General features: G+C 40.1%; 24 protein-coding genes. 5 read left to right on the plus strand and 19 right to left on the minus strand.

The annotated features are described in order from the left end of the window. Positions 1 to 431: 431 nt before the first annotated feature. From FAR12_RS08185 to speE, 6 genes are all read right to left on the minus strand, one after another. Entirely contained in the window at positions 432 to 611 is a 180-nt protein-coding gene (locus FAR12_RS08185; RefSeq protein WP_126408208.1) for a XapX domain-containing protein, read from the minus strand. Positions 612 to 671: 60 nt separating this feature from the next. After that, the gene (gene mnmH / locus FAR12_RS08190; protein WP_126408209.1) at positions 672 to 1,736 is read right to left on the minus strand and encodes a tRNA 2-selenouridine(34) synthase MnmH; all 1,065 of its coding nucleotides are present in this window, start codon (positions 1,734 to 1,736) and stop codon (positions 672 to 674) included. 153 nt (positions 1,737 to 1,889) lie between these two features. Then, the gene (gene argS, locus FAR12_RS08195) at positions 1,890 to 3,560 is read right to left on the minus strand and encodes an arginine--tRNA ligase (RefSeq protein WP_126408210.1); all 1,671 of its coding nucleotides are present in this window, start codon (positions 3,558 to 3,560) and stop codon (positions 1,890 to 1,892) included. Further along, the gene (locus FAR12_RS08200; RefSeq protein WP_342772297.1) at positions 3,557 to 4,030 is read right to left on the minus strand and encodes a YwiB family protein; all 474 of its coding nucleotides are present in this window, start codon (positions 4,028 to 4,030) and stop codon (positions 3,557 to 3,559) included. Before FAR12_RS08200 ends, argS begins: the two co-directional genes overlap by 4 nt. Positions 4,031 to 4,334: 304 nt before the next feature. Continuing rightward, positions 4,335 to 5,207 carry an agmatinase gene (gene speB / locus FAR12_RS08205; RefSeq protein ID WP_126408211.1) on the minus strand — a complete coding sequence of 291 codons (873 nt, stop codon included), beginning with the start codon at positions 5,205 to 5,207 and terminating at the stop codon, positions 4,335 to 4,337. A gap of 70 nt (positions 5,208 to 5,277) precedes the next feature. Next, complete coding sequence (gene speE, locus FAR12_RS08210; protein ID WP_126408212.1) at positions 5,278 to 6,105, minus strand: spermidine synthase; 828 nt, start codon at positions 6,103 to 6,105, stop codon at positions 5,278 to 5,280. Positions 6,106 to 6,298: 193 nt separating this feature from the next. Here speE and FAR12_RS08215 point away from each other — a divergent pair, with 193 nt between their 5' ends. Further along, positions 6,299 to 8,371 (plus strand): transglycosylase domain-containing protein, encoded by a 2,073-nt coding sequence (locus tag FAR12_RS08215; protein ID WP_126408213.1) that lies wholly within the window; start codon positions 6,299 to 6,301, stop codon positions 8,369 to 8,371. 151 nt (positions 8,372 to 8,522) lie between these two features. Here FAR12_RS08215 and FAR12_RS08220 read toward each other — a convergent pair whose 3' ends face one another. Together FAR12_RS08220 and FAR12_RS08225 are read right to left on the minus strand one after the other, a co-directional pair. Then, positions 8,523 to 9,029 carry a YwhD family protein gene (locus tag FAR12_RS08220; RefSeq protein WP_126408214.1) on the minus strand — a complete coding sequence of 169 codons (507 nt, stop codon included), beginning with the start codon at positions 9,027 to 9,029 and terminating at the stop codon, positions 8,523 to 8,525. 20 nt (positions 9,030 to 9,049) lie between these two features. Then, complete coding sequence (locus FAR12_RS08225; protein ID WP_126408215.1) at positions 9,050 to 9,715, minus strand: site-2 protease family protein; 666 nt, start codon at positions 9,713 to 9,715, stop codon at positions 9,050 to 9,052. 189 nt (positions 9,716 to 9,904) lie between these two features. Between FAR12_RS08225 and thmT the strand changes: the two genes are divergently transcribed. Then, positions 9,905 to 10,090: a 2-hydroxymuconate tautomerase gene (thmT, locus tag FAR12_RS08230; protein WP_126408216.1), complete on the plus strand. Its 186-nt coding sequence runs from the start codon at positions 9,905 to 9,907 to the stop codon at positions 10,088 to 10,090. Between the two features lie 49 nt (positions 10,091 to 10,139). On the opposite strand, the gene FAR12_RS08235 is transcribed toward thmT, so the two are convergent. The 4 genes from FAR12_RS08235 to FAR12_RS08250 all read right to left on the minus strand — a co-directional run bounded on the left by FAR12_RS08235 (position 10,140) and on the right by FAR12_RS08250 (position 13,107). Beyond that, the gene (locus tag FAR12_RS08235) at positions 10,140 to 10,643 is read right to left on the minus strand and encodes a DoxX family protein (protein ID WP_126408217.1); all 504 of its coding nucleotides are present in this window, start codon (positions 10,641 to 10,643) and stop codon (positions 10,140 to 10,142) included. Between the two features lie 126 nt (positions 10,644 to 10,769). Further along, entirely contained in the window at positions 10,770 to 11,279 is a 510-nt protein-coding gene (locus tag FAR12_RS08240; RefSeq protein WP_126408218.1) for a YwgA family protein, read from the minus strand. A 7-nt stretch (positions 11,280 to 11,286) separates the two neighbouring features. Continuing rightward, positions 11,287 to 12,591 (minus strand): HD domain-containing protein, encoded by a 1,305-nt coding sequence (locus FAR12_RS08245; protein ID WP_126408219.1) that lies wholly within the window; start codon positions 12,589 to 12,591, stop codon positions 11,287 to 11,289. 288 nt (positions 12,592 to 12,879) lie between these two features. Further along, complete coding sequence (locus FAR12_RS08250) at positions 12,880 to 13,107, minus strand: YuzB family protein (protein WP_126408220.1); 228 nt, start codon at positions 13,105 to 13,107, stop codon at positions 12,880 to 12,882. 381 nt (positions 13,108 to 13,488) lie between these two features. Here FAR12_RS08250 and FAR12_RS08255 point away from each other — a divergent pair, with 381 nt between their 5' ends. Next, positions 13,489 to 14,211, plus strand: coding sequence for an RsfA family transcriptional regulator (locus tag FAR12_RS08255; protein WP_126408221.1), 723 nt, complete (start codon positions 13,489 to 13,491; stop codon positions 14,209 to 14,211). A gap of 304 nt (positions 14,212 to 14,515) precedes the next feature. Here the strand turns inward: FAR12_RS08255 and lipL are convergent, their stop codons facing one another. Together lipL and pta are read right to left on the minus strand one after the other, a co-directional pair. Next, the gene (gene lipL / locus FAR12_RS08260; protein WP_126408222.1) at positions 14,516 to 15,361 is read right to left on the minus strand and encodes an octanoyl-[GcvH]:protein N-octanoyltransferase; all 846 of its coding nucleotides are present in this window, start codon (positions 15,359 to 15,361) and stop codon (positions 14,516 to 14,518) included. 89 nt (positions 15,362 to 15,450) lie between these two features. Next, complete coding sequence (gene pta, locus FAR12_RS08265) at positions 15,451 to 16,425, minus strand: phosphate acetyltransferase (protein WP_126408223.1); 975 nt, start codon at positions 16,423 to 16,425, stop codon at positions 15,451 to 15,453. 231 nt (positions 16,426 to 16,656) lie between these two features. Here pta and hemQ point away from each other — a divergent pair, with 231 nt between their 5' ends. Then, a complete protein-coding gene (hemQ, locus tag FAR12_RS08270; protein ID WP_126408224.1) occupies positions 16,657 to 17,400 on the plus strand; it encodes a hydrogen peroxide-dependent heme synthase in 744 nt (247 codons plus the stop codon). A 217-nt stretch (positions 17,401 to 17,617) separates the two neighbouring features. After that, on the plus strand, positions 17,618 to 18,052 hold the full coding sequence (gene gerQ, locus FAR12_RS08275; RefSeq protein WP_126408225.1) for a spore coat protein GerQ: 435 nt from the start codon (positions 17,618 to 17,620) through the stop codon (positions 18,050 to 18,052). 43 nt (positions 18,053 to 18,095) lie between these two features. Here gerQ and FAR12_RS08280 read toward each other — a convergent pair whose 3' ends face one another. From FAR12_RS08280 to FAR12_RS08305, 5 genes are all read right to left on the minus strand, one after another. Continuing rightward, positions 18,096 to 18,467 (minus strand): DUF423 domain-containing protein, encoded by a 372-nt coding sequence (locus FAR12_RS08280; protein WP_126408226.1) that lies wholly within the window; start codon positions 18,465 to 18,467, stop codon positions 18,096 to 18,098. A gap of 48 nt (positions 18,468 to 18,515) precedes the next feature. After that, a complete protein-coding gene (locus FAR12_RS08285; RefSeq protein WP_246010344.1) occupies positions 18,516 to 18,776 on the minus strand; it encodes a YwdI family protein in 261 nt (86 codons plus the stop codon). Positions 18,777 to 18,998: 222 nt separating this feature from the next. Beyond that, the gene (locus FAR12_RS08295) at positions 18,999 to 19,673 is read right to left on the minus strand and encodes a uracil-DNA glycosylase (RefSeq protein WP_126408229.1); all 675 of its coding nucleotides are present in this window, start codon (positions 19,671 to 19,673) and stop codon (positions 18,999 to 19,001) included. Further along, entirely contained in the window at positions 19,663 to 20,403 is a 741-nt protein-coding gene (locus tag FAR12_RS08300; RefSeq protein WP_246010345.1) for a DUF4230 domain-containing protein, read from the minus strand. Before FAR12_RS08300 ends, FAR12_RS08295 begins: the two co-directional genes overlap by 11 nt. A gap of 138 nt (positions 20,404 to 20,541) precedes the next feature. Next, positions 20,542 to 21,561 (minus strand): thiazole biosynthesis adenylyltransferase ThiF, encoded by a 1,020-nt coding sequence (locus FAR12_RS08305; RefSeq protein WP_126408231.1) that lies wholly within the window; start codon positions 21,559 to 21,561, stop codon positions 20,542 to 20,544. Positions 21,562 to 21,604 lie beyond the last annotated feature (43 nt).

Consider the following 21,604-nt stretch of genomic DNA (forward strand, 5'->3'; position numbering starts at 1 on the left):
TTTGTGTCTTCATGAGTCTCTCATGCGGACTCTACTTACGGGCCAACTCGAATTTGTGTCTTCATGAACCTTTCATGCGGACTCTACTTACGGGCCAACTCGATTTAGTGTCTCCATGAGCCTTTCATGCGGACTCTATTTACGGGCCAATTCGAATTTGTGTCTTCATGAGCCTTTCATGCAGACTCTATTTCCTGCCCAGCTCGTATTAGTGTCTCCATGACCCTTTCATGCAGACTCTATTTACGGGCCAACTCGAATTTGTGTCTTCATGAGCCGTTCATGCGGACTCTATTTACGGGCCAACTCGAATTTAGTGTCTTCATAGACCACTCGAGGAAACTAAAAATAGTGAGTTATGGAAAAAAGCATCTCCTTCAACAAAAAAATCGAGTATTGAACCGTCATGGTTCGATACTCGATTTTATCTATCACTTAAAAATACTCTGTATCCACGGGGAGACTTGTTGAAATACTTTGAAGCCTAGGTAAACTCCGACAACTCCTGCTACACCTGACAGTGCTGGGGGAGCTGGAATTGGGAGCTTTATCAGTGCAAAAATAAAACCGACTATAAAGCCTGAGGCGAGCGCTAGCAATACAAGTTTCATGATGTCCTCCTTAAAATCTTTGAAAACGACTTTAAGTTATTTTGTCCGTATTGACGGAAATCATGACTGGATTTGCTTTGTATGCATTTTTTCGTCGATAAAAGCGGCGATTTTTTTCGTTGCCTCTTCTATCGAGTCACTATTCACTTCAAGCTCGGTATGAATCGTTTCACTGATTTTGTTATCATACCTTGGATCATAATAATAAACGATGAGGAGGCGAATCATTTCCTTATAATCTCTTTCCTCGAGACAACGCTGAAGCTCAAGTTGAATCTCCTGCGGCTTCACCCTTTTCATAATTCTGCCCAAAGCAAATTCTACCCGTTCGTGAAAAGCATCCGTTTCTTCCACGTACTGCTCATAAATTCTTTCCACTCTTTTTTCAAGACTAGAATTCACTCGAATATGAATGCCGTTTTCTTTTTTCTCATAAAGCTCTGGAGGCTGAACCGCATGGCCGATCCGCTTGCTCTCCCCTTCCATGAAGAAATAGCTACTTCCCGCGATCTTCTGTAAGTCCTCATACAATAAAGCATCAAACATTTTTTGATTATGCGGTGCTTGACCACTTAACGCACCAAAAACGGAGCCTTTATGATTCGCGTAGCCTTCTAAATCAAGGACAGGATAGCCCAATTTCGTTAATTCATGTAAAATATCCGTCTTCCCTGTTCCTGTTAGTCCATAGATCACGACTGCCTGTTCCGGGAGTAGTTCGGCAATATGCTGAACTACATATTCGCGGTAAGCCCGATAACCGCCATCTAATCGTTGAATATGCAAGCCAGACATCATCGCAAAATGAGCAATCGACTGACTGCGCATTCCTCCGCGCCAGCAATAGAGAAGAGGCTTTTTATGCGTTTCTTCCACTTTGCGAATCTCCGCTAACAAGTTAGGTAACTTTGGAGAAACGATCTCCATCGCTCGCCACTTGGCTGCCTTTTGGCCTTCATGCTTGTACAATGTTCCAATTTCTGCTCGTTCTTCATCGGTAAAAAGAGGGATATTCACTGCATTCGGAATGCGATTTTCCCGGAATTCACCTGGGGACCGGACATCTACTGGGGTATATATTTCTTGATGATTGACATATTCTTCGACAGATCGATCATAGTTCATTTCTTTCTTGCCTCCAACTAGCTTTACATGAAAAAGGGCCCACAAAGAGACCCTTTTTTCCTGTACATTGTTTTCGTATAACTCGTGGTTTTTTTCGTAAATGTCCTACTTCGTGTAGTGCCACAAATTATTTTTGCGAAAAGAGCATTCCTGTTACATTTTCTCTGGTGCTGATACTCCGATTAATGATAAAGCATTTTTCAATGTGACTTGTACTGCTTTAATTAATGCAAGACGAGCTTTAGTCCGTTCGATATTTTCGGGATCTAATACCTTCTCAGCGTTATAGAAACTATGGAAGGCTGATGCTAATTCAAAAATATAGTTCGTAATGCGGTGTGGCATACGCTTTTGAGCTGCTTCAGCTACTGCAAGTGGGAACTCACCTAACTTTTTCAGTACCTCAAATTCTTTTTCAGCAGAGATTTGCGTTAAATCGATGTTAGCGTCAAAGGAAATGTTTTGCTCTACACCTTGACGAAGAATACTTGAAATACGTGCATGTGCGTATTGCGCATAATAAACTGGGTTTTCATTGGACTGAGATACCGCTAAATCCAAATCGAAGTCCATATGCGTATCGGCACTTCTCATTGCGAAGAAATAACGTACTCCGTCTAATCCTACCTCTTCCACAAGGTCACGCATCGTAACAGCTTTTCCTGTACGCTTACTCATTTTCATTTTCTCGCCATTTTTATATAAATGAACAAGCTGAATGATTTCCACTTCCAGAGCGTCCTTATCATAACCAAGCGCTTGAATCGCTGCTTTCATACGAGGAATATAACCATGGTGGTCGGCACCCCAAATATTGATCAGCTTTTCAAAGCCTCTCTCAAGCTTGTCCTTATGGTAAGCAATGTCTGGAGTTAGGTACGTATAAGAACCATCTTGTTTGATTAAAACTCTGTCCTTATCATCCCCTAATTCAGTGGATCTGAACCAAGTTGCTCCATCTTCTTCATAAATATGACCGTTATCTCTCAATGCTTGTAAAGCAGTATCGATTTTTCCATTGTTATAAAGTGAAGTCTCTGAATACCAAACATCAAAGGATACACGGAAATCCTCTAAGTCCTGCTTCAGCTTCGCCATTTCGTATTTCAATCCGTACTCACGGAACAGGTCGAAGCGTTCTTTTTCATCTATATGAACATATTTGTCGTCAAACTCTTCTGCTAGTTTCTTCCCGATTCCGATAATGTCTTCGCCATGATAGCCATCTTCAGGCATTGGCTTATCCATACCAAGGGCTTGGAAATAACGAGCCTCAACTGATAATGCAAGATTGTTAATTTGGTTACCAGCATCGTTAATATAATACTCACGAGACACATCGTAGCCCGCTTTATCAAGGATATTGCAAAGGGTATCCCCAACCGCAGCTCCACGAGCATGTCCTAAATGTAGATCACCAGTTGGGTTCGCTGAAACAAACTCAACTTGAACCTTTTGATTGTTGCCAACCGTCGTCTCTCCGTACTTGTCGCCAGCAGTTAAAATCGTTGGAATTAAGTTTGTTAAATAGCTATTATCCATATAAAAATTGATAAATCCAGGTCCAGCAATTTCAATTTTTTCAATCGATGCTTTTGTATTATCAAAGTTCTGAATGAGTTCTTCGGCGATCATACGCGGTGCTTTTTTCGCGACTCTTGCCAGCTGCATCGCCATATTCGTAGAATAATCCCCGTTCGTTTTATCCTTTGGCACTTCTAATATAACGCTTGGAATCTCAGCTTCAGCTGCTAGTCCTGCTTTCACAACAGCCGCTTTGATTTCGTCCTTTAATTTGCTTTGTACTTCCTGAACGATGTTCATTTCTTCTCCTCCTCAAAACTAATTTCCAGATGATATGTACCTGCAAGGGCTCCTTGCATATGTAATTCATATAATATATCAATGGCTCCACTATGCGCTTCAAAATTATGCGCGAGCCTTTTCGTTCGTGTACTAATCCCCATTGTACCAAATGGCGTTTCATAGCGACCAAGGTGCTTTTTATTCATTTCAAACACCATTCTCATGGTAATGGCACCGCTTCTTAAAATCAAGGTTTCATCTTTGGAGACTTTGACGATCGATTTGACGGTTCCTTCCTCCATAATTTCCTCATATTGAAGGTAAGACGAGTTACTTTTTTCATAGTATCGACCAAATGTCGTTAATTCAAAAGTTTCCTTCTCGCCACCATCCCAAATCGTTGTTGTCACTTTAATTTTTACGGGCGTATGTTCAACAGGAGTTCCTGACAACAGCAAACAACCTTCTTCCTCTAGCTCTTTTCTCAAACTATAATTACTTTTGAAATTAGATTATGCGTTAAAATATAATCTCAAAAATTCAAGCCTAAAATGAATGAGAAAAGAGTTTGTAAACTTATTATTAAGTACCAAATAGCTTTTACTACGTTAAAATCGGTTTTAGGATTTTAACGATTGTGTTATAAATGCATCCTCTATCTATAAAAATACTCTATCCATTACTATATCATTATTCCATTTGATGTGGTACCTTCCACAGCTCTTGTGGAATGGACACTTTTACGAAAAAATACAACCGGCACCAAAAGAGCCGATTGTATCATTGTACCATTTATTTTACAAAGCCTAAAATCATTTCACGGATAAGCTTGCTTGCTGTGTTTGCTGTTTGTTCAGATGGGTCGTAAATTGGTGCAACTTCTACTAAATCCGCTCCAACTACGTTCACGTTTGAACGAGCAATTTCATGAATAGATGCAAGTAGCTCTCTTGAAGTGATACCGCCAGCATCTACTGTTCCTGTTCCAGGTGCATGAGCCGGATCCAGTACATCGATATCAATCGTTACATAAACTGGACGTCCTGCAAGCTTCGGTAAAACTTCCATAAGAGGCTGGTGCACATCAAATTTGTAAATATGCATACCCACTTCTTTTGCCCACTCAAATTCTTCTTTCATCCCTGAACGAATCCCGAAAGAATACACATTGCTAGGACCAATAAGCTCAGCTGCTTTGCGGATTGGTGTTGAATGAGAAAGTGGCTCCCCTTCATAATCAGTTCGCAAGTCTGTATGAGCATCCATATGAATAATCGCTAAATCAGGATACTTTTTATACATTGCTTTAATGACTGGCCAGGAAACGAGGTGTTCTCCTCCCATTCCAAGAGGGAATTTCCCTTCTGCCAATAATTGATCAATGTATTCTTCGATTAAATCAAGGCTCTTTTGAGGATTCCCAAAAGGAAGTGGAATATCTCCAGCATCAAAATATTTCACATCTTCTAACTCGCGATCTAGATATGCACTGTACTCCTCAAGTCCAATTGATACTTCGCGAATACGAGTCGGACCAAAACGAGATCCAGGACGATAGCTAACTGTCCAGTCCATTGGCATTCCGTAAAGAACGGCTTGGCTCTCTTCATAGTTTGGGTGACTCTTAATAAACACATTTCCAGAATAAGCTTCATCAAAACGCATCAAAATTTCCTCCATACATGCAAAAATTCTTTTTATATAGAGCCATTTCACTCATCTATTGTGAAATCGACTATTCTACTAAATCTTTTACGAACTTTGGAAGAACAAAGGCAGCCTTATGTAATTCCTTCGTATAATACTTCGTTTCAATCTCGTGGAAGCGATCGTCGCTTACCTCAAGGGGATCATACTTTTTCGAACCGATGGTAAAAGCCCACATCCCACTTGGGTAGGTCGGAATATTCGCGATGTAGAGTCGAGTAATCGGAAAAATCTCCTTTACGTCCTTCTGTACACTGCGAATAAGATCTGCTTTAAACCACGGATTGTCCGATTGAGCGACAAATATCCCGTCTTCCTTCAAAGCTTTCGAAATCCCCGCATAGAAGCCTTTTGTAAAAAGATTGACTGCTGGCCCCACTGGCTCAGTCGAATCGACCATGATCACGTCGTATTCGTTCTCGCTTTTTGCAATGTGCATAAAGCCATCATCGACCTTTACTTCGACTCGAGGATCATCGAGCTTTCCAGCTATTTCCGGTAAAAACTTTTTCGAGTATTCGATGACCTTGCCATCGATATCAACGAGGGTCGCTTTTTTCACACTCGGGTGCTTCAGCACTTCACGGATGACGCCTCCGTCTCCCCCACCAACAACCAACACCTGCTCCGGATTTGGATGGGTAAACAAAGGAATATGCGCAACCATTTCATGGTAGACAAATTCGTCCCTGATTGATGTCATGACCATATCATCAAGGAGAAGCATATTGCCCCACTCCTCTGTCTCGATCATATCTAATTTTTGAAATTCCGTTTGTTCCGTATGTAAGGTTTGCTTCACTTTCATCGTGATGCCAAAGTTCTCTGTCTGTTTCTCCGTAAACCAAATACTCATTTTCTTCAGCCCTTTCCTAAAAGGATTATTCCGGGCTAGTATTCCCCAACATTTTTGCAAACATGAGAAAAGTATAAGTGAATCTAGCGAATTTTAAAAGAAAGAAATTTAATTTCACTCGCCACGTTTAAAACTCTACCAATTTTTTCATACTGAGTAATAAAAGATTATGGAGAGAAATGGGGGTGGCACGATGGAACTGATGACGGATCAGCGGTTTAGAAGAACAATTAAATATTTACGAGCGTTGCTCATTGTCGGGTCAATTGGGGTAGCGCTCGTTTTGATTTTATATGCAGGCATTCTTATCTATGCAAAAATTCTTGGCCCTCCACCGCTATCTGTGCCTCAATCCTCCCTTTATTACTCAGATGATGGGACGTTAATAGGTGAAAGTCATAATGGACAGAAACGATATTGGGTCGCTCTTGATGAAATCGCACCTGAGCTTGTCGACGCCACGTTAGCGATTGAGGATCGTAGCTTCTATAATCACCATGGCTTTGATTTAAAAAGAATTGCCGGTGCAGCTCTTGCCGATCTGAAAGCATTGGATAAGGTACAGGGAGCAAGTACCATCAGTCAACAATATGCCCGAAATCTTTTTCTAGAGCACGAAAAAACATGGAAAAGAAAGCTACTCGAGGCCTTTTATACGCTACGGATCGAAATGAACTATTCAAAAAACGAAATTTTAGAAGGTTATTTAAATACAATTTATTACGGTGAAGGTGCGTACGGTGCCGAGGCAGCTAGCCAATTTTATTTTGGAAAACATGCTTCTGATCTCAGTTTGGCGGAAGCTGCTATGCTTGCAGGAATTCCAAAAGGACCAACTTACTATTCACCACTTACTTCCATGGAAAAAGCGACAAATCGTCAGCAGTTAATTTTACAAACGATGAAAAAAGAAAAGTGGATTTCTGAAGAGGAAGCAACGGCCGCTTCTACTCAGAAACTCGAGATTACAGGCGAGCACACCCATTCCGTTACGAAAATTGCCCCATATTTTCAGGACGCAGTCAAAGGTGCTTTAAAAAATGTTTTACATTTGGACGAGAAAACTATCGAGCTTGGAGGTTTACGTGTCTATACGACGTTAGATACGAAACAGCAGGAGGCTGCCGAAAAGAATATTGAGCAATTGGTCGACAAAGATTCTGTCATTCAAATAGGCTTTGTTGCGATGAATCCGAAAAATGGCTATGTCAAAGCAATGGTCGGCGGAAGAAATTATCAGGAGAGCCCCTTTAATCGAGCAACACAAGCGGTTCGCCAACCTGGCTCGACGATGAAGCCGTTCTTATATTATGCAGCGATTGAGCAAGGCTTCACTCCATCGACCACGATGCGGAGCGAACTGACAACGTTCCGATTTGATAACAATCAGCCGGAATACACGCCACATAATTACAATAATTTATATGCGAATGAAGAGATTACGATGGCACAAGCAATTGCCTTATCTGATAACGTTTTTGCTGTCAAAACGCATTTGTTCCTTGGTGAAGAAACACTCGTTGAAACAGCGAAAAAATTGGGCATTTCAACAGATCTACAAAAGGTTCCTTCCCTTGCTTTAGGGACATCTGGTGTCCGTGTACTAGAAATGGCCAACGCCTACAGTCATTTTGCCAACGGAGGCAAGAAGGTCACACCAGTGTTGATTACCCGGGTTGAGGACCATCGTGGAGACGTCATTTACGAATACAAGTCAGAAAGTGAACAAGTGTTACGTCCAGAAGCCGCTTTTGTCACGACCCATATGATGACAGGCATGTTTGATCGGAAATTAAACGGCTATACAAGTGTTACTGGAAATACGGTCATTAATGATATTACCCGTATTTACGCAGGAAAATCAGGGTCTACCAATACAGATAACTGGATGATCGGCTTTACCCCTCAGCTCGTTACAGCTGTTTGGACAGGGTATGACCAAGGTAAGCCAATTGAGACAGTTGCCGAAAAAACCTATGCGAAAAAAATCTGGGCTCATTTTATGGAGGATGCGTTAGAAGGAGAACCGATAAAATCGTTCAAAGCGCCAAAAGAAACGGTCGGGGTCTATATTAATCCGGAAAGCGGTAAGCTTGCCACGGAAGATTGTCCAATTCAAAGGCTCACCTATTATGTTGCAGGAACTGAGCCAACTGAATATTGTACCGAACATATTACAGATGATGAAGCACCGAGCAAAGAGGAACCAACGAAGAAGAAACAAGAAAAGGTTCCGTGGTACAAAAAATTATTAGACTGGAGCTAAAAATCGAAAAGCCTCAAGGGATTCTGTCCTTGAGGCTTTTCGTGTCCTAGTATTACAAGCGTGTTTCGCTGACCATAGTTTACCTTTTTTTTACTGCAAACGGCAAGTGGCCAAAATGAAATTCGAAAATCTGTCACAATTTAGACACATTTTAGATAGCTAGATCATCCTTCAATTGTTGCGAGGATCTTTCCCACATTCCCGGATCATGCTTTTTCAGAAATTCTGTTAAAATGCCTTTTGATTTATCGTCCATATGCTCGACGATAATATGTCTTTTCAATGACTTATCCATACGGTTTACGTGCTCAGGAAGAGATTTATAGCCTCGACGAATCGAGCGATCGACTGTCATCTCACAAGCCGTCACACCAGCATAGTAAGGTCCTTCTTCTTTTCGGTCAATCGTCACCCAAACGAGCCAATATGGCTTTCCATTCGGAACTTCTTCTTTCGTTTTTAAAAATTTGATGCCTTTTTCAACTGCACTTCTTGCATGCATTGCGCCAATGTCAACAACAGCTTCCCCTTCTTCTACGTCAATAATCACGGGTGAAACATTGTCTAAGCTTAATGCTCCTATTCCGTAGCCTTTATGTCCATCCGTTGGATCACTTTTAATAATATTGAAACCAATGCTTTTTTTCTTCTCAGTCATTGGAAATTCACTCCTTTACGCTAAGTTAACAAATTGTAGAAGAAACTATTCAGCCCATCCATAAAAAATGGAATGAGCGTACTTAAGATAGGTTGAATCGTATATTGATCCAATGGAGTTATAACGAGTATAAGAAAAATTAATGAACCATACTGTTCAAATTGCGTCATCTTTGGACGTATATTCCCAGGAACTAAGTCTTCAATGATGCGGTATCCATCTAACGGAGGGAAAGGCAATAAATTGAACACAAACAAGAGCATGTTCAAGTAAATGAAAGTATCTAGAAAATTAGGGACAAATTCTGACATTCCTTCCGCAAGTCCTGTTCCGACTAATCCGTACCAGATAATAAAACCTAAGCATGCCATGATTAGATTACTAAGTGGACCAGCTACGGATACTAAAATTCCTGCTAAACGAGGATTTTTAAAGAAAAAGCGATTAACAGGTACCGGTCTTGCCCATCCAAACCCAGCAATAAATAGTAGGATTGTTCCGATCGGATCCAAATGCTGAATCGGATTTAACGTTAATCTTCCTTGCTTTTTCGCAGTCGAATCACCAAATCGATAAGCCACATAGGCATGGGCAAATTCATGCACAGTAAAAGCAATGATCAAAGTTATGATTACATAAGGAAGCTGTTCCAAAGGGAATGCTAAAAAATTCGCAAGATTCTCCAACCACAAAACTCCTCTTCTTTATTTATATGTATTTACTTACTCTTCAAGTAAAACTCCATCGAGAAAGCCGTATCTGTCTAAAGTATACATGATTCTTTCCTCAAAGTGAAAAAGGAGGTTAGCTTGTACTTGCATCTATTTTAAAAATATGGAACGATCACTTATATGACATATTAGGAGGTTTCATTCATGCCATACGTTACTGTTAAAATGCTAGAAGGTCGTACTGAAGAGCAAAAGAAGGCACTCGTAGAAAAAGTTACTGAAGCTGTTAAAGAAACAACAGGTGCGAAGGAAGAAGCGATCGTAGTCTTTATCGAAGAAATGTCCAAAAATCATTATGCGGTAGGCGGAAAACGTTTAAGCGATCAATAAGATAGAAAATGGCGTGTAAACCAATTCGGTTTCAACACGCCATTTATATTTAGTGCTCACCAATTGGTCTTCGTTCCAAGGCTGTATCTCTTTTAAAATATCGCCCGATAAAGTAATCTAATCCGATTCGGCCAGCATTGTAGCCAGCCACCAAGATGAACATTCCCATCAAAATATCTGTTGGATTGTGAGATATGGTTCCAGATAATAAAAAACTAAAATTCATGAGAATACCGAAGAATGCAGCTGCTGTTGTTAAGCAGCCGAGAATTAAACCTAATCCAACCAAAAATTCTCCCCAAGGGATCATTACATTAAATAAACCTGCATTAGGTAGGGCAAATCTTTCTAGAAATGAAGTCCACCAACCATACACAACACCATTTGTTCCTTGTACAGGATTCGCAACAGCACCTTTTAAGAAACCACTGGCATCAAATCCATCTGCTATTTTCCCCCATCCACTGATTAGCCAACTATATCCCCAATACAATCTCAGAATTAATAACAACCAAGATGCTACTGTACTTTCTCTTAGAAATCGTACAATCAAATTTGGCCATCTCCTTTTTTGGGTTTTTGTATATCTCTAAGTTTAGTTTCCTTGAAAAACCTAAAACTATACAAAAAGTCGTTGCACATAAAAAATGACGAGTGCAAACGCACACGCCATTAATCATTAATTCTGCCTAATTTTCGCCTGTAGCTCTTCAATATACTGGTACGCTTGAATGATTTCATCCATCGTATAATTTTGTTTCTTTTTCAGCGTAAATACTTTCTCGATAACCTCGTCCTTCTCTAAGTTATCAAAATACAAAACCGTCGAAACCAGTTCAAGAAATCTAGCATTTTGTCCGTTCATACTGTTAAGACACTCTTCTAAATACGGCATCTCCACTTCATTTAAACTCAAGAATTCTTTCCCTGATTCAGTTAACGTATAGCGATATTGATAATAGCCACCCTTTTTTTCCTTGAGCTCATCAAGAAAGCCCATATTACAAAGCTCTTCAACACGTAAAGTAAGCTCCTCTGAGTACGGTCCGTAAAAATGGAATTGAAATCTCTCCTGGAACGGGAAGGTAACTTTTTTAGCAATATAAATCATTTTCTGCAGCTTTTTACGACCAATAATTTCCCCTGAAGCAGCAATCGCCTGCATCAACTTAGCATGATCCTTTAACACGAAAAGCTCAACTCCTCATATCTAACAGCGTTCGAATCTGTTTCTTTATATTCTTCTTTGTCTTATCGTCCTTCAAAATGTCCTCTGGAAAATAGAGCTTGTGGTCCGTTCTTCGTTTCCCTGAAATAGCATCAACAATTTCCGATTCTCGGGATAATTCACGAATTTCGCCACTCTTCATCAATAAATGAATCGGCAGTCTTTCTTCCTCTTCCCCTGGTCGGTAAAAATCATATGGTAAATCAGAAGATGAATCGACTACTAAATAATAGTCAGGATTAATTCCCGCTTTTTCAAAAAGAGCGGAAAGCTCCGCTAGCTTCTTATACTCTTTTGCCGGGTCAAATTCTACATATTTAAAAAGATTACGATTAACAAATCGAAGACATAAATCACTTAAAATCTCGTCCGCTTCATCCTGCCATACTTGAAAATAATAAAAGAGAATCGACTCATCGAGCTTTAAGTAGTCTTCTAAAGTAAGAGTATTTTCAAAAAACGCCGTAAAATGGGCTGGTTCTTGCTTAAAACGGTAACCCTTTTGATACAATTCCTTCACTCTATGGAGAATCTTCGTCAAAATCACTTCTGCACTGCGTGTGACCGGGTGAAAATACACTTGCCAATACATTTGATAGCGGCTCATGATGTAGTCTTCAACCGCATGCATCCCCGTCTGCTTGATCATAACTTGATCCTCGTGCGGACGCATGACACGCAAGATTCTTTCCATATCAAATTGGCCATAGCTAACCCCAGTAAAATAGGCGTCCCTTTGCAGGTAATCCATCCGATCCGCATCAATTTGACTGGAGATTAAGCTAATAACGATTTTGTTCGCAGAAGTCTTTCCGATCACTTCCGCGACCCTTTTTGGAAAATCAGGATGAACCTTCGTTAAAACGGCATTCACTTCTGTGTTTCCCAAAATAATTTCTTGTGTAAAATGCTCATGGTCGAGGTCAAATACTTTTTCAAAGGAATGGGAAAAAGGGCCATGCCCTAGGTCATGGAGCAATCCTGCACAAAGAGATAGAAGCCTGTCCTCTTTGTTCCACTTCGGGCGGTCATGAAAAACATCGTCTACGATTCTACGGATGATTTCATATACGCCTAATGAATGGTTAAACCGACTATGCTCTGCCCCATGAAAGGTCAAAAACGTCGTACCGAGCTGCTTGATTCTTCTTAGTCTTTGAAACTCTTTCGTGCCAATTAAGTCCCAAATAACTTGATCACGAACATGTACATAGCGATGAACAGGATCTTTGAACACTTTTTCTTCTGTTAGTTTTTGTTCAGAGTAATGCATTTTTTACCCCTTTCCTGGCAGAAAAGCGCAAGCGCTTTGGTCAGCCTCGATAAGCATCTCTAACATCAAAAGAATTATTTTGTAATCGACTATGTAAATCTCAACTTGTTATTCATTATATCCCTGTTTCATTTACAAATCATTACAAAATTAGAAAAAATCTTTTCAATTTCGACAAAAATAATCAGGTATAGGTCTCTATCCCTAGATCATTTTTCAAGATTTTCGCGAAGAAAAAATCACCTACCATTTTCCTCTAAAAATGAAGGTGATTTTTCTAGCCTAAGCTTAAGCTTTATTTAATTTAGCGTTCACTTTGTCCATTAATTCTTCTTCGGTTAACGCTGCTAATGGTCGATTGTTTACGAATGCAAATGTTTTTTTACGTCCTGGGCCACAATAAGATTGACAGCCAATTTCAATCTTTGCATCTGGGTCGATGTCCTTTAATTTTGGAATCAATGTTTTTAAATTCACAGCCTGACAATCATCGCAAACCCGAAATTCGTTTGCCATCTCAATTACAACCCTTTCTATCTATCATCTGTCCGTCTCAGGTGGAACATGTCCACAAACGGTACCAGGTACCTATTTAGTCTATTGGACATTTTACCGCGTATGGTCAGGTAATGCAAGTTGATGAAGTAATCCATCAATTCGATATTTTAAGTGAATCTATGTTATTTACGCGCTGAATAGTAGACTTTTGATATTCTGCCAATTTATCTGCTTAAATATGGCATTTTTAGTACATTTTTAAAAGACTTAATTAACAAAAATTGCAAAAAATCTACTATCCTTTTAAACAATTTGGTATAAACCTTCGAAATTCTGGTCATCCTGTGAGTAAGCAAGTGAAATCAAACATGTTTATTTTTAGTTTAAGGGGTTGAAAATATGAAAGTACGTCAAGATGCATGGACAGATGAAAATGATTTATTGCTAGCCGAAACCGTTCTACGACATGTACGGGAAGGCAGCACACAGCTGAATGCCTTTGAAGAAGTGGGAGATAAGTTAAATCGAACTTCTGCTGCATGTGGCTTTCGCTGGAACGCAGTTGTCCGCCACCGTTATGAAAAGGCGTTGCAGCTTGCGAAGAAACAACGAAAGCAAAGGCAAAGAATGCTAGGAAAAGAGCAAGGTGGAAAGAAAAAGCTATTATACTCACCGCCTGTCCCATCCTTAGATGAGATTAGCTATGTATCTCAGCCAATCGAAAACGATATGGGTCTAGTCCATGAAATGGAAGTGGCAATGGAAGCACCACCAACACCGGTATTGTCTACTACGTCTGTAGCTACTGGTGGTGGCATGAATCTCGATACAGTGATCTCGTATTTACAGAATCTAGGTAGTTCTAATTTTCAGGTTGATATTTTAAAAAGTGAGAATGAAAGATTAAAGCGTGAAAATACGGATATCCGTAGAAGTAATCAAGAACTCGAAAAGAAAATTGAGCAGTTAGAACAAAATGCTGTCACCATTCAAGAAGATTACGAGACATTGATGAAGATTATGAATAGAGCAAGAAAGCTTGTGCTGTTTGAAGAGGAAGAGCGTCCTGCCTCGACTTTTAAAATGGACCGCAATGGAAACCTAGAAAAAGTAGCAGAATAAAGTTTTTAAAGAGATGGAGAAGATTGGCAACAACGTCTCATGAAAAAGCCGTAAACAAGAAAAATTGTTTACGGCTTTTTATCATTTGGCTCTTTTCGCAAAGATTGTTGCTTTTTGATATAAATTGATTTATATACATAACAATATTTCTTAAAAAAAGTAAATGAGCAGCGAAAAGTGCCATGCAAAAATAATTTGTAGCACTAAACCTTGTAGGAGGTGTAAATGTCGGCTTTAGATTTTTTTCGAAGAAAAAAATTAGGACATTTACGAGAAAAATAACAATCAATAGGAACACAACGTATCATTTTATATCAGAAAAGACCTTTTCATTGCGCTCGATAACACGCTGGTTATAGCCTTCAAAAAGGGCAAATTCTTCTTCTGTTAGTGTTCCCGAAAACAGTTGCTCACTTTTACTGTGAAGTACCTGTAAAAAGCGAAGCATCACATCCTGCACGGTAAGCTCCTTTTGCAGCAATTCAGAAAGTGACGCCATCACATTAGGTTCAATTTCAGGATAAGCAAATTTCGTTTCTGTATTCTTTTTTCCAAGAGTATAGAAGTTTTTAATTAACTCCGCTCGTTCACTCCCGCTTCCATTAACACATAAATAGATTTGCACTGCTACGCCATTGCGCAATCTTCGCTGTGATATACCAGCAAACTTTTTCCCGTTGATGCTTAAGTCATAGCTTCCCGGACAATAGGAGCCAACAATCTCCATTGCTTCTATTTTTCCATTCGTATCCACAAACATCTCTTCAATCAAAGCTAGCATCGCATCATAGCCGCGATTGATATCTATGCCTTTTTCTGTATCCGGAAAAATGAGCGAAATATTAAGCACACCTTCGTCCAAGACAACAGCAAGTCCACCGGAATTACGTACAATATATTGATAGCCTTGTTCTTTTAAATAGTTCAAACCGTCCTGTAAATGAGGTAATCTCGTATCTTGAATCCCAAGTACAATTGTTTTCTGATGGACCCACGAGCGAGCTGTAGCAGGAGACAGACCTGCCCCAACCGATGCACATAAACTATCATCCGTTCCAAATGATTGTAGTGCACTCACGTGTAAGCCAACAACCGATTGATCGATGACTCTCCATACTTTTTGAACTAATAGGTTTTGGCCGACGTTCATAATGTGGTACTCCTTCTTCTCTAAATCTTCATCTATTTTAGCATGAAAAGAAGCCAGCCCATAGTAGGCTGACTTCTTTGAGCAAAGCTTTAGTTAATCGCTTGAGCAGCTGTGATTAGAGAAAGCTTGTATACATCCTCTTCGTTACAGCCTCTTGATAAATCGTTTACTGGGCGGTTTAACCCTTGAAGGATTGGTCCAACTGCTTCAAAGTTTCCAAGACGTTGAGCAATCTTGTAGCCGATATTTCCAGCTTCTAGACTTGGGAATACAAATACATTGGCATCCCCTTTAATTGGTGAATCCGGAGCTTTCTTTTCAGCTACAGACGGTACGAAAGCAGCGTCAAATTGGAATTCTCCATCTAAAACAAGCTCTGGGCTCATTTCTTTTGCAATTTTCACAGCATCTGCCACTTTTTCAGTTTCTGGTGATTTCGCAGAACCTTTTGTAGAGAAGCTTAACATTGCTACGCGAGGGCTAATGTCGAACATATCTGCTGTTCTTGCACTTTCAATCGCAATTTCCGCTAAATCTTGGCTGTCTGGAGCAATATTAATCGCACAGTCAGCGAAGACGTACTTTTCATCGCCACGAACCATGATGAATACGCCAGATGTCTTTTTCACACCTTGCTTTGTTTTAATAATTTGTAGGGCCGGACGTACTGTATCTGCAGTAGAATGTGCCGCTCCACTTACAAGTCCATCCGCTTTGTTCGTATGTACAAGCATAGTACCGAAATAGTTTTCGTCTAAAAGGATTTTGCGTGCGTCCTCTTCTGTCGCTTTGCCTTTTCTTCTTTCTACAAATGAAGCAACAAGCTCATCAAATTGAGCATAGCTTTTCGGATCGTATATTTCCATTCCTGCAACAGATACATTCAAGTCTTTCGCTTTTGCTTCGATTTCTTGAACGTTTCCAACTAAGATTGGTGTTAGTACCTTTTCTTCTGCTAATCTTGCTGCAGCTACAATAATTCTTTCGTCTAATCCTTCTGGAAAAACGATTTTAACATTTTGACTGCTAACTTTTTCTTTTAAACCTAGGAATAAATCACTCATGTGAACATCCTCCTTTTATCCTTGTCTTCAATTAGCATACCCCTCCTAGATAAAAATTCAAGAATTCTTACGAATGAGATCGCTTTCTTAATAAAAGTTTATATTTTCCTAAAATTCTCTTATTTGATCAAGGGAATTCATGGAAAGTTCAAGGTTTATTCATATGTTTACTGTGCAAACTATGTTATAGTAATCTTGGTAAATTCAGTACATAAGTAGGAGTGATTGGTAATGAGTGAAGCAGCAAAAACACTCGATGGCTGGTATTGTCTTCATGATTTCCGTGCCATTGATTGGACTACTTGGAAAATGATTTCTAGTGAAGAAAGACAAGCCGCTATAGATGAATTTTTAGGGCTTGTTGATAAATGGAATACAACAGAAGCAGATAAAAAAGGTAGCCATGCATTATATACAATTGTTGGTCAAAAAGCAGATTTCATGATGATGATTTTGCGTCCAACAATGGAAGAGCTAAATGAGATTGAAACGGAATTCAACAAATCAAAATTAGCTGAGTACACACTTCCAATGCATTCTTATGTGTCAGTTGTTGAGCTAAGCAATTATTTACCTTCTGACGAAGATCCATATCAAAATCCAGCCGTGTTGGCACGTTTGTATCCAACTCTACCAAAATCTAAATATGTTTGCTTCTATCCAATGGACAAGCGTCGCCAAGGCGAAGATAACTGGTACATGCTTCCGATGGAAGATAGACGTAGCTTAATGCGCAGCCACGGTATGATCGGACGCGGCTATGCTGGTAAAGTAAAACAGATCATTACTGGTTCTGTTGGTTTTGATGATTATGAATGGGGCGTAACATTATTCTCAGATGATGTTCTTCAATTCAAGAAACTTGTATATGAAATGCGTTTTGATGAAGTAAGTGCTCGCTACGGCGAATTCGGTTCATTCTTTGTTGGAAACATCCTAGAAGAAAACCGTGTACAATCCTTTTTAAACGTATAATTAATTAAAAAAATGCTCTCAGTTTTTGCTGAGGGCATTTATTTTTTTGAGTAGGCGAGCGTTTGCCAACAGTCTGAGCATTTTTTCCATCCTACCTCCTCCTTTTTTGTCATAAAAGAATTCAAAAAATCATAACAATGCAATAGTGAATATTAATGATAATACGATTTTGTCCACGTGATTTATCAATTCTTTCTAATTTAGGAGGGGAATCAATTTGACGTATAATCCATATTATTACGCTCGTCAGGGGGCCTACGGGTATCAGCCAAGTTATGGGGCTGGTCAGACACAACCGGTAACTCCACCTGTGGCAACAGGAACATTTCCGACAGCTGGTGCTGCACAACAGGTACCAGGGCAGCTCCCATTAGAGCAGTCCTATATTGAAAATATCTTAAGGTTAAACAGAGGAAAGCTCGCCACCGTTTATGCGATGTTTGATACGGTTTCAGCGGAAGGGCCTTCTACCCAAGTTTTCAGAGGTATTATTGAAGCAGCAGGGCGCGATCACTTGATTTTAAGTGACCCTGAGTCTGGCAGACGTTACCTGATCCCGATGGTTTACTTTGGCTACGCTACTTTTGATGAAGAGCTGGAATATGAATATCCGTACGCAGCTGCTCCAGCGACTGCTTATCCACCAAGATAACGAAAAACGGGAACCTCGACTAATGAGGATTCCCGTTCTTTAATTACATTAATTTTACTGCAGCAATAATGATCAATATCCATGCTACTAAAAATGACACGCCCCCTAATGGCGTAATCGCTCCTAAAATGGAGATTTGCGTGACAGCTAAGATATAAAGGCTTCCCGCAAATAAAATGATTCCGATAAACAAGAGCCAGCCAGACCAAGATAATAGGGCACTTGCAGGATACTTACCAAGGAGAATTGCTACAATAAACAAGCCTGTTGCATGAAACATTTGATATTTCACGGCTTTCTCCCATATATCAAGATACTTTGGCTCGAGCTTCCCTTCTAAACCATGAGCTCCAAAAGCTCCCAAAGCAACCGCTAAAAAGGCATTAATCGCTCCTAAAATAATGAATGTCTTCATTTTGTTTCCCCCTTCTGTTCTTGAAAAATTCCTATGTAAGGAAACTCTTTAAAAATCAAACAAAGAGTCCCCGTTCGATTCTTCATCGATTTTCATTTTTTGCACTTGCCCATAAGGATTCATCACAGGTGTTTGAATCGGAGCAGGTGTAGAAAAAGACTGCGGTGCATTAGTAGTACTAGATTGTTCCTCAAGGACTAACTCGCACAATGCCTTCACTGCATATATTTTTTCTCTCATTCGCGCCTCAGAATCACTTAATTTCGCTTGTCTAAGCTCTTCTTCAATTTTCCCAAGCAGTTTCTGCACGGAAATGTTCAATCCGACCACCTCAAAGTAATTTATCTACCCCTATACTATACTAAATTCACTTTTTTTCATATTTTAAACATGGCTGCCCCGAAGCCTTCATGACCTCCTGTGAAGGAAGACGACTTGTTTTAAACTGAAACGCTTTACAGCCCTTCGGAAAATTCGGGTCCCACGTCACGTAAAAATAGCGACATGTAAAACAATTTATTCTTTCTTCTTTCATTTTTCAAGCTCCCAATCAATCTCTTCCTGCTTCAGATCACGTAAATACTGATTGATTTTGGAAAAAGGTTTGCTCCCAAAGAAGCCGCGATAAACGGAAAGAGGACTCGGATGAACCGATTCAATAATAAAATGCTTACTCTCATCAATCAGCTTTTTCTTTTTTTGCGCAGGTAGTCCCCAAAGAACAAAAATTACCGGGGTTTCTCTTTCATTTAGGCGTGAAATCACATGATCCGTAAAGATTTCCCACCCTTTTCCTTTGTGGGAATGTGCAGCCCCCTGACGTACAGTGAGAACGGTATTTAACAGCAACACACCTTGCTTCGCCCATCGGGTTAAATCTCCATGGGCTGGCACCGTGCACCCAATATCTGCTTCGAGCTCTTTATAGATATTCTTCAAAGACGGAGGATGTGTTACCCCCTTCTTGACTGAAAAACTCAAGCCATGGGCCTGATTTGGCCCATGGTATGGATCTTGTCCAAGAATGACAACTTTTACATCATTATATGCCGTATAAGTTAGGGCATTAAAAATGTCATCCCGCTCTGGGTAGATGACCTCATGTTTATATTCCTCTTCTAAAAAGTTGATGAGTTCCTGAAAATACGACTTTTCAAACTCAGTACCAATTTGTTCATGCCAATCATTTTGTACATTAATCTTCATACTGAACACTCACTTCATAACCCAATTGTGAAAAGAATCCCTTTAAGGTTTTTTCTGCATTCGTTTCAGCCATTTGCAGTAGCCCTTGAGCAATCGCTTCTTCTTTCACGAGCGTTTTTGCTTCAGCAGCAAGTTCATAGGCTTCCTCCCAATCTACTTCCGCTCGAAAAATCCCTTCAACGGAATAAGTTTGAACCTGCTCAAATTCTAAAGATGGCTCTTGAATGATTTTAGCATGAGGCAACGTAATCGCGATCGTTTTCTCTTCTTCATTCATTTTCACATGATCCGCATCAAGACTTTGTAAATCAACACCTGCCGTGACCGTACCAGGTACAACAAGAAGAATCTTTCTTTTCGTCCCAGGAATGTTCGTCGTAATTTCCTTGCCGAAAATTTGGTTGTCCTCTTTTTCAATCACAGCTTTGACAAAGGCCTGAGAGGAAGCAAGCGAAGAAAGATCCTTCATTTGTTCTATGAAACTTCCTTTTTCAACCTTCGGCTCCGCACCAGCAAAAAGTTTATAAGAACCCATCCCAACTAAAGTCCCTAAAAATATAAATACGATCAAAAGTAGAACGAGTTTATAATGCTTAAATTTCAAATTGATAAAAGGTTTATTTTTATATGTCTCAACCGCAACCGCACTAGCCGCTTGCTGTTTGCCTTCTTTTAATTCATTTCTAATCGCATCAAGCTGCGCTAGGATTTCATCATCTTTTTTCGTCAAAATCTGTATCCTCCCCTATAGATAGAACTTGTCTCCTAATTATAAGGGAAAATTTAAACCCAGTGGGACTTTTAGCGGATTTCCCAAAAATTAATAAAGGCTCCTTTCGCAAAAAATGCAAAAAGAGCCCAATCTATTTTACCCTAGCAATCTTTGATAAATCGACCTTGCTTGCGCAATATCCTTCGTCCCATGAATGAGCGCTCGGCCATCCTTAAAAATAACCATGCGATTTCCATCCATTTCAACCGAAAGCAAATACGGATTTCCTTTCACTTCATAACGAAGAGCACTAAGATGCGTAGACAATTCATTCAAATCCACATCTCCGTGCTTAGAAGGGCGTATTTGCACCGTATCACGACCACACAATACTTCTGACCTCATCAGATTCTCTTGCTCCAAATACGGGTACGTAGGAGCTTCTCCGCAGGATAAACAGCCTTTGTCTTTTGCCTTCGCCATTTTTATGCTGCTATACTGATTTCTCCATAAGTCAAAGCTTACGAAAGAGCTCCGAATCGCATCAAAATCCTCCACCAAAATTTTCAAAGCTTCCGCCGTTTGATGGGCTACGACCATTTGCACTGTAGGGGCGATAATCCCCACCGTATCACACGTCATCCCTTGAACCGGGAGTGTTTTTAACAGACAGTTCAAGCAAGGAGTTTGCCCTGGTAAAATCGTAAAGCTCATTCCGAAGCTGCCTACACAAGCTCCGTAAATCCACGGAATCTCAAACTTTTGTGATATATCATTGATCGCCATGCGTGTTTCAAAATTATCGGTGGCATCAAGGATTAGGTCGACATCTCGCACAAGCTCCGCCAAAATTTCAGGCGTTGCATCTCCTACCACAGCACGAATCTCCACATCCGAATTAATCGCCTTCAATCTTCGTTCTGCTGCTACGGCTTTTGGTAGCTTCTGCTCGACGTCCTCTTCGGTATAAAGCTGTTGCCTTTGGAGGTTGCTCGCTTCCACATAATCACGATCAACAATCGTCAATTTTCCAATTCCAGCACGCGTCAATATTTCGCCATTGCTCGAGCCAAGTGCCCCAGCCCCGATCATTAACACATGCTTCGAACGGATTTTTGCTTGACCTTGTTCCCCAATTGGCGCAAATAGCATTTGTCTTGAATAACGTTCATCCATTATGCAAACCTCCTAGCAAAAAACTGTCCAGAGCTAAATGGAC

The organism is Bacillus yapensis, assembly GCF_005280205.1.
Lineage (GTDB): Bacteria > Bacillota > Bacilli > Bacillales > Cytobacillaceae > Robertmurraya > Robertmurraya yapensis.

Bases quoted from the DNA above. Each gene is read 5' to 3' on its own strand.
- FAR12_RS08215 (WP_126408213.1), top strand. From the start codon at position 6,299: ATGGAACTGATGACGGATCAGCGGTTTAGAAGAACAATTAAATATTTA.
- lipL (WP_126408222.1), bottom strand. From the start codon at position 15,361: ATGAACGTCGGCCAAAACCTATTAGTTCAAAAAGTATGGAGAGTCATC.
- FAR12_RS08280 (WP_126408226.1), bottom strand. From the start codon at position 18,467: ATGAAGACATTCATTATTTTAGGAGCGATTAATGCCTTTTTAGCGGTT.
- argS (WP_126408210.1), bottom strand. From the start codon at position 3,560: ATGAACATCGTTCAGGAAGTACAAAGCAAATTAAAGGACGAAATCAAA.
- thmT (WP_126408216.1), top strand. From the start codon at position 9,905: ATGCCATACGTTACTGTTAAAATGCTAGAAGGTCGTACTGAAGAGCAA.
- hemQ (WP_126408224.1), top strand. From the start codon at position 16,657: ATGAGTGAAGCAGCAAAAACACTCGATGGCTGGTATTGTCTTCATGAT.
- FAR12_RS08295 (WP_126408229.1), bottom strand. From the start codon at position 19,673: ATGAAGATTAATGTACAAAATGATTGGCATGAACAAATTGGTACTGAG.
- FAR12_RS08305 (WP_126408231.1), bottom strand. From the start codon at position 21,561: ATGGATGAACGTTATTCAAGACAAATGCTATTTGCGCCAATTGGGGAA.
- FAR12_RS08220 (WP_126408214.1), bottom strand. From the start codon at position 9,029: ATGACTGAGAAGAAAAAAAGCATTGGTTTCAATATTATTAAAAGTGAT.
- FAR12_RS08245 (WP_126408219.1), bottom strand. From the start codon at position 12,591: ATGCATTACTCTGAACAAAAACTAACAGAAGAAAAAGTGTTCAAAGAT.
- pta (WP_126408223.1), bottom strand. From the start codon at position 16,425: ATGAGTGATTTATTCCTAGGTTTAAAAGAAAAAGTTAGCAGTCAAAAT.
- mnmH (WP_126408209.1), bottom strand. From the start codon at position 1,736: ATGAACTATGATCGATCTGTCGAAGAATATGTCAATCATCAAGAAATA.
- speE (WP_126408212.1), bottom strand. From the start codon at position 6,105: ATGAGTATTTGGTTTACGGAGAAACAGACAGAGAACTTTGGCATCACG.
- FAR12_RS08250 (WP_126408220.1), bottom strand. From the start codon at position 13,107: ATGGCAAACGAATTTCGGGTTTGCGATGATTGTCAGGCTGTGAATTTA.
- FAR12_RS08255 (WP_126408221.1), top strand. From the start codon at position 13,489: ATGAAAGTACGTCAAGATGCATGGACAGATGAAAATGATTTATTGCTA.
- FAR12_RS08185 (WP_126408208.1), bottom strand. From the start codon at position 611: ATGAAACTTGTATTGCTAGCGCTCGCCTCAGGCTTTATAGTCGGTTTT.
- speB (WP_126408211.1), bottom strand. From the start codon at position 5,207: ATGCGTTTTGATGAAGCTTATTCTGGAAATGTGTTTATTAAGAGTCAC.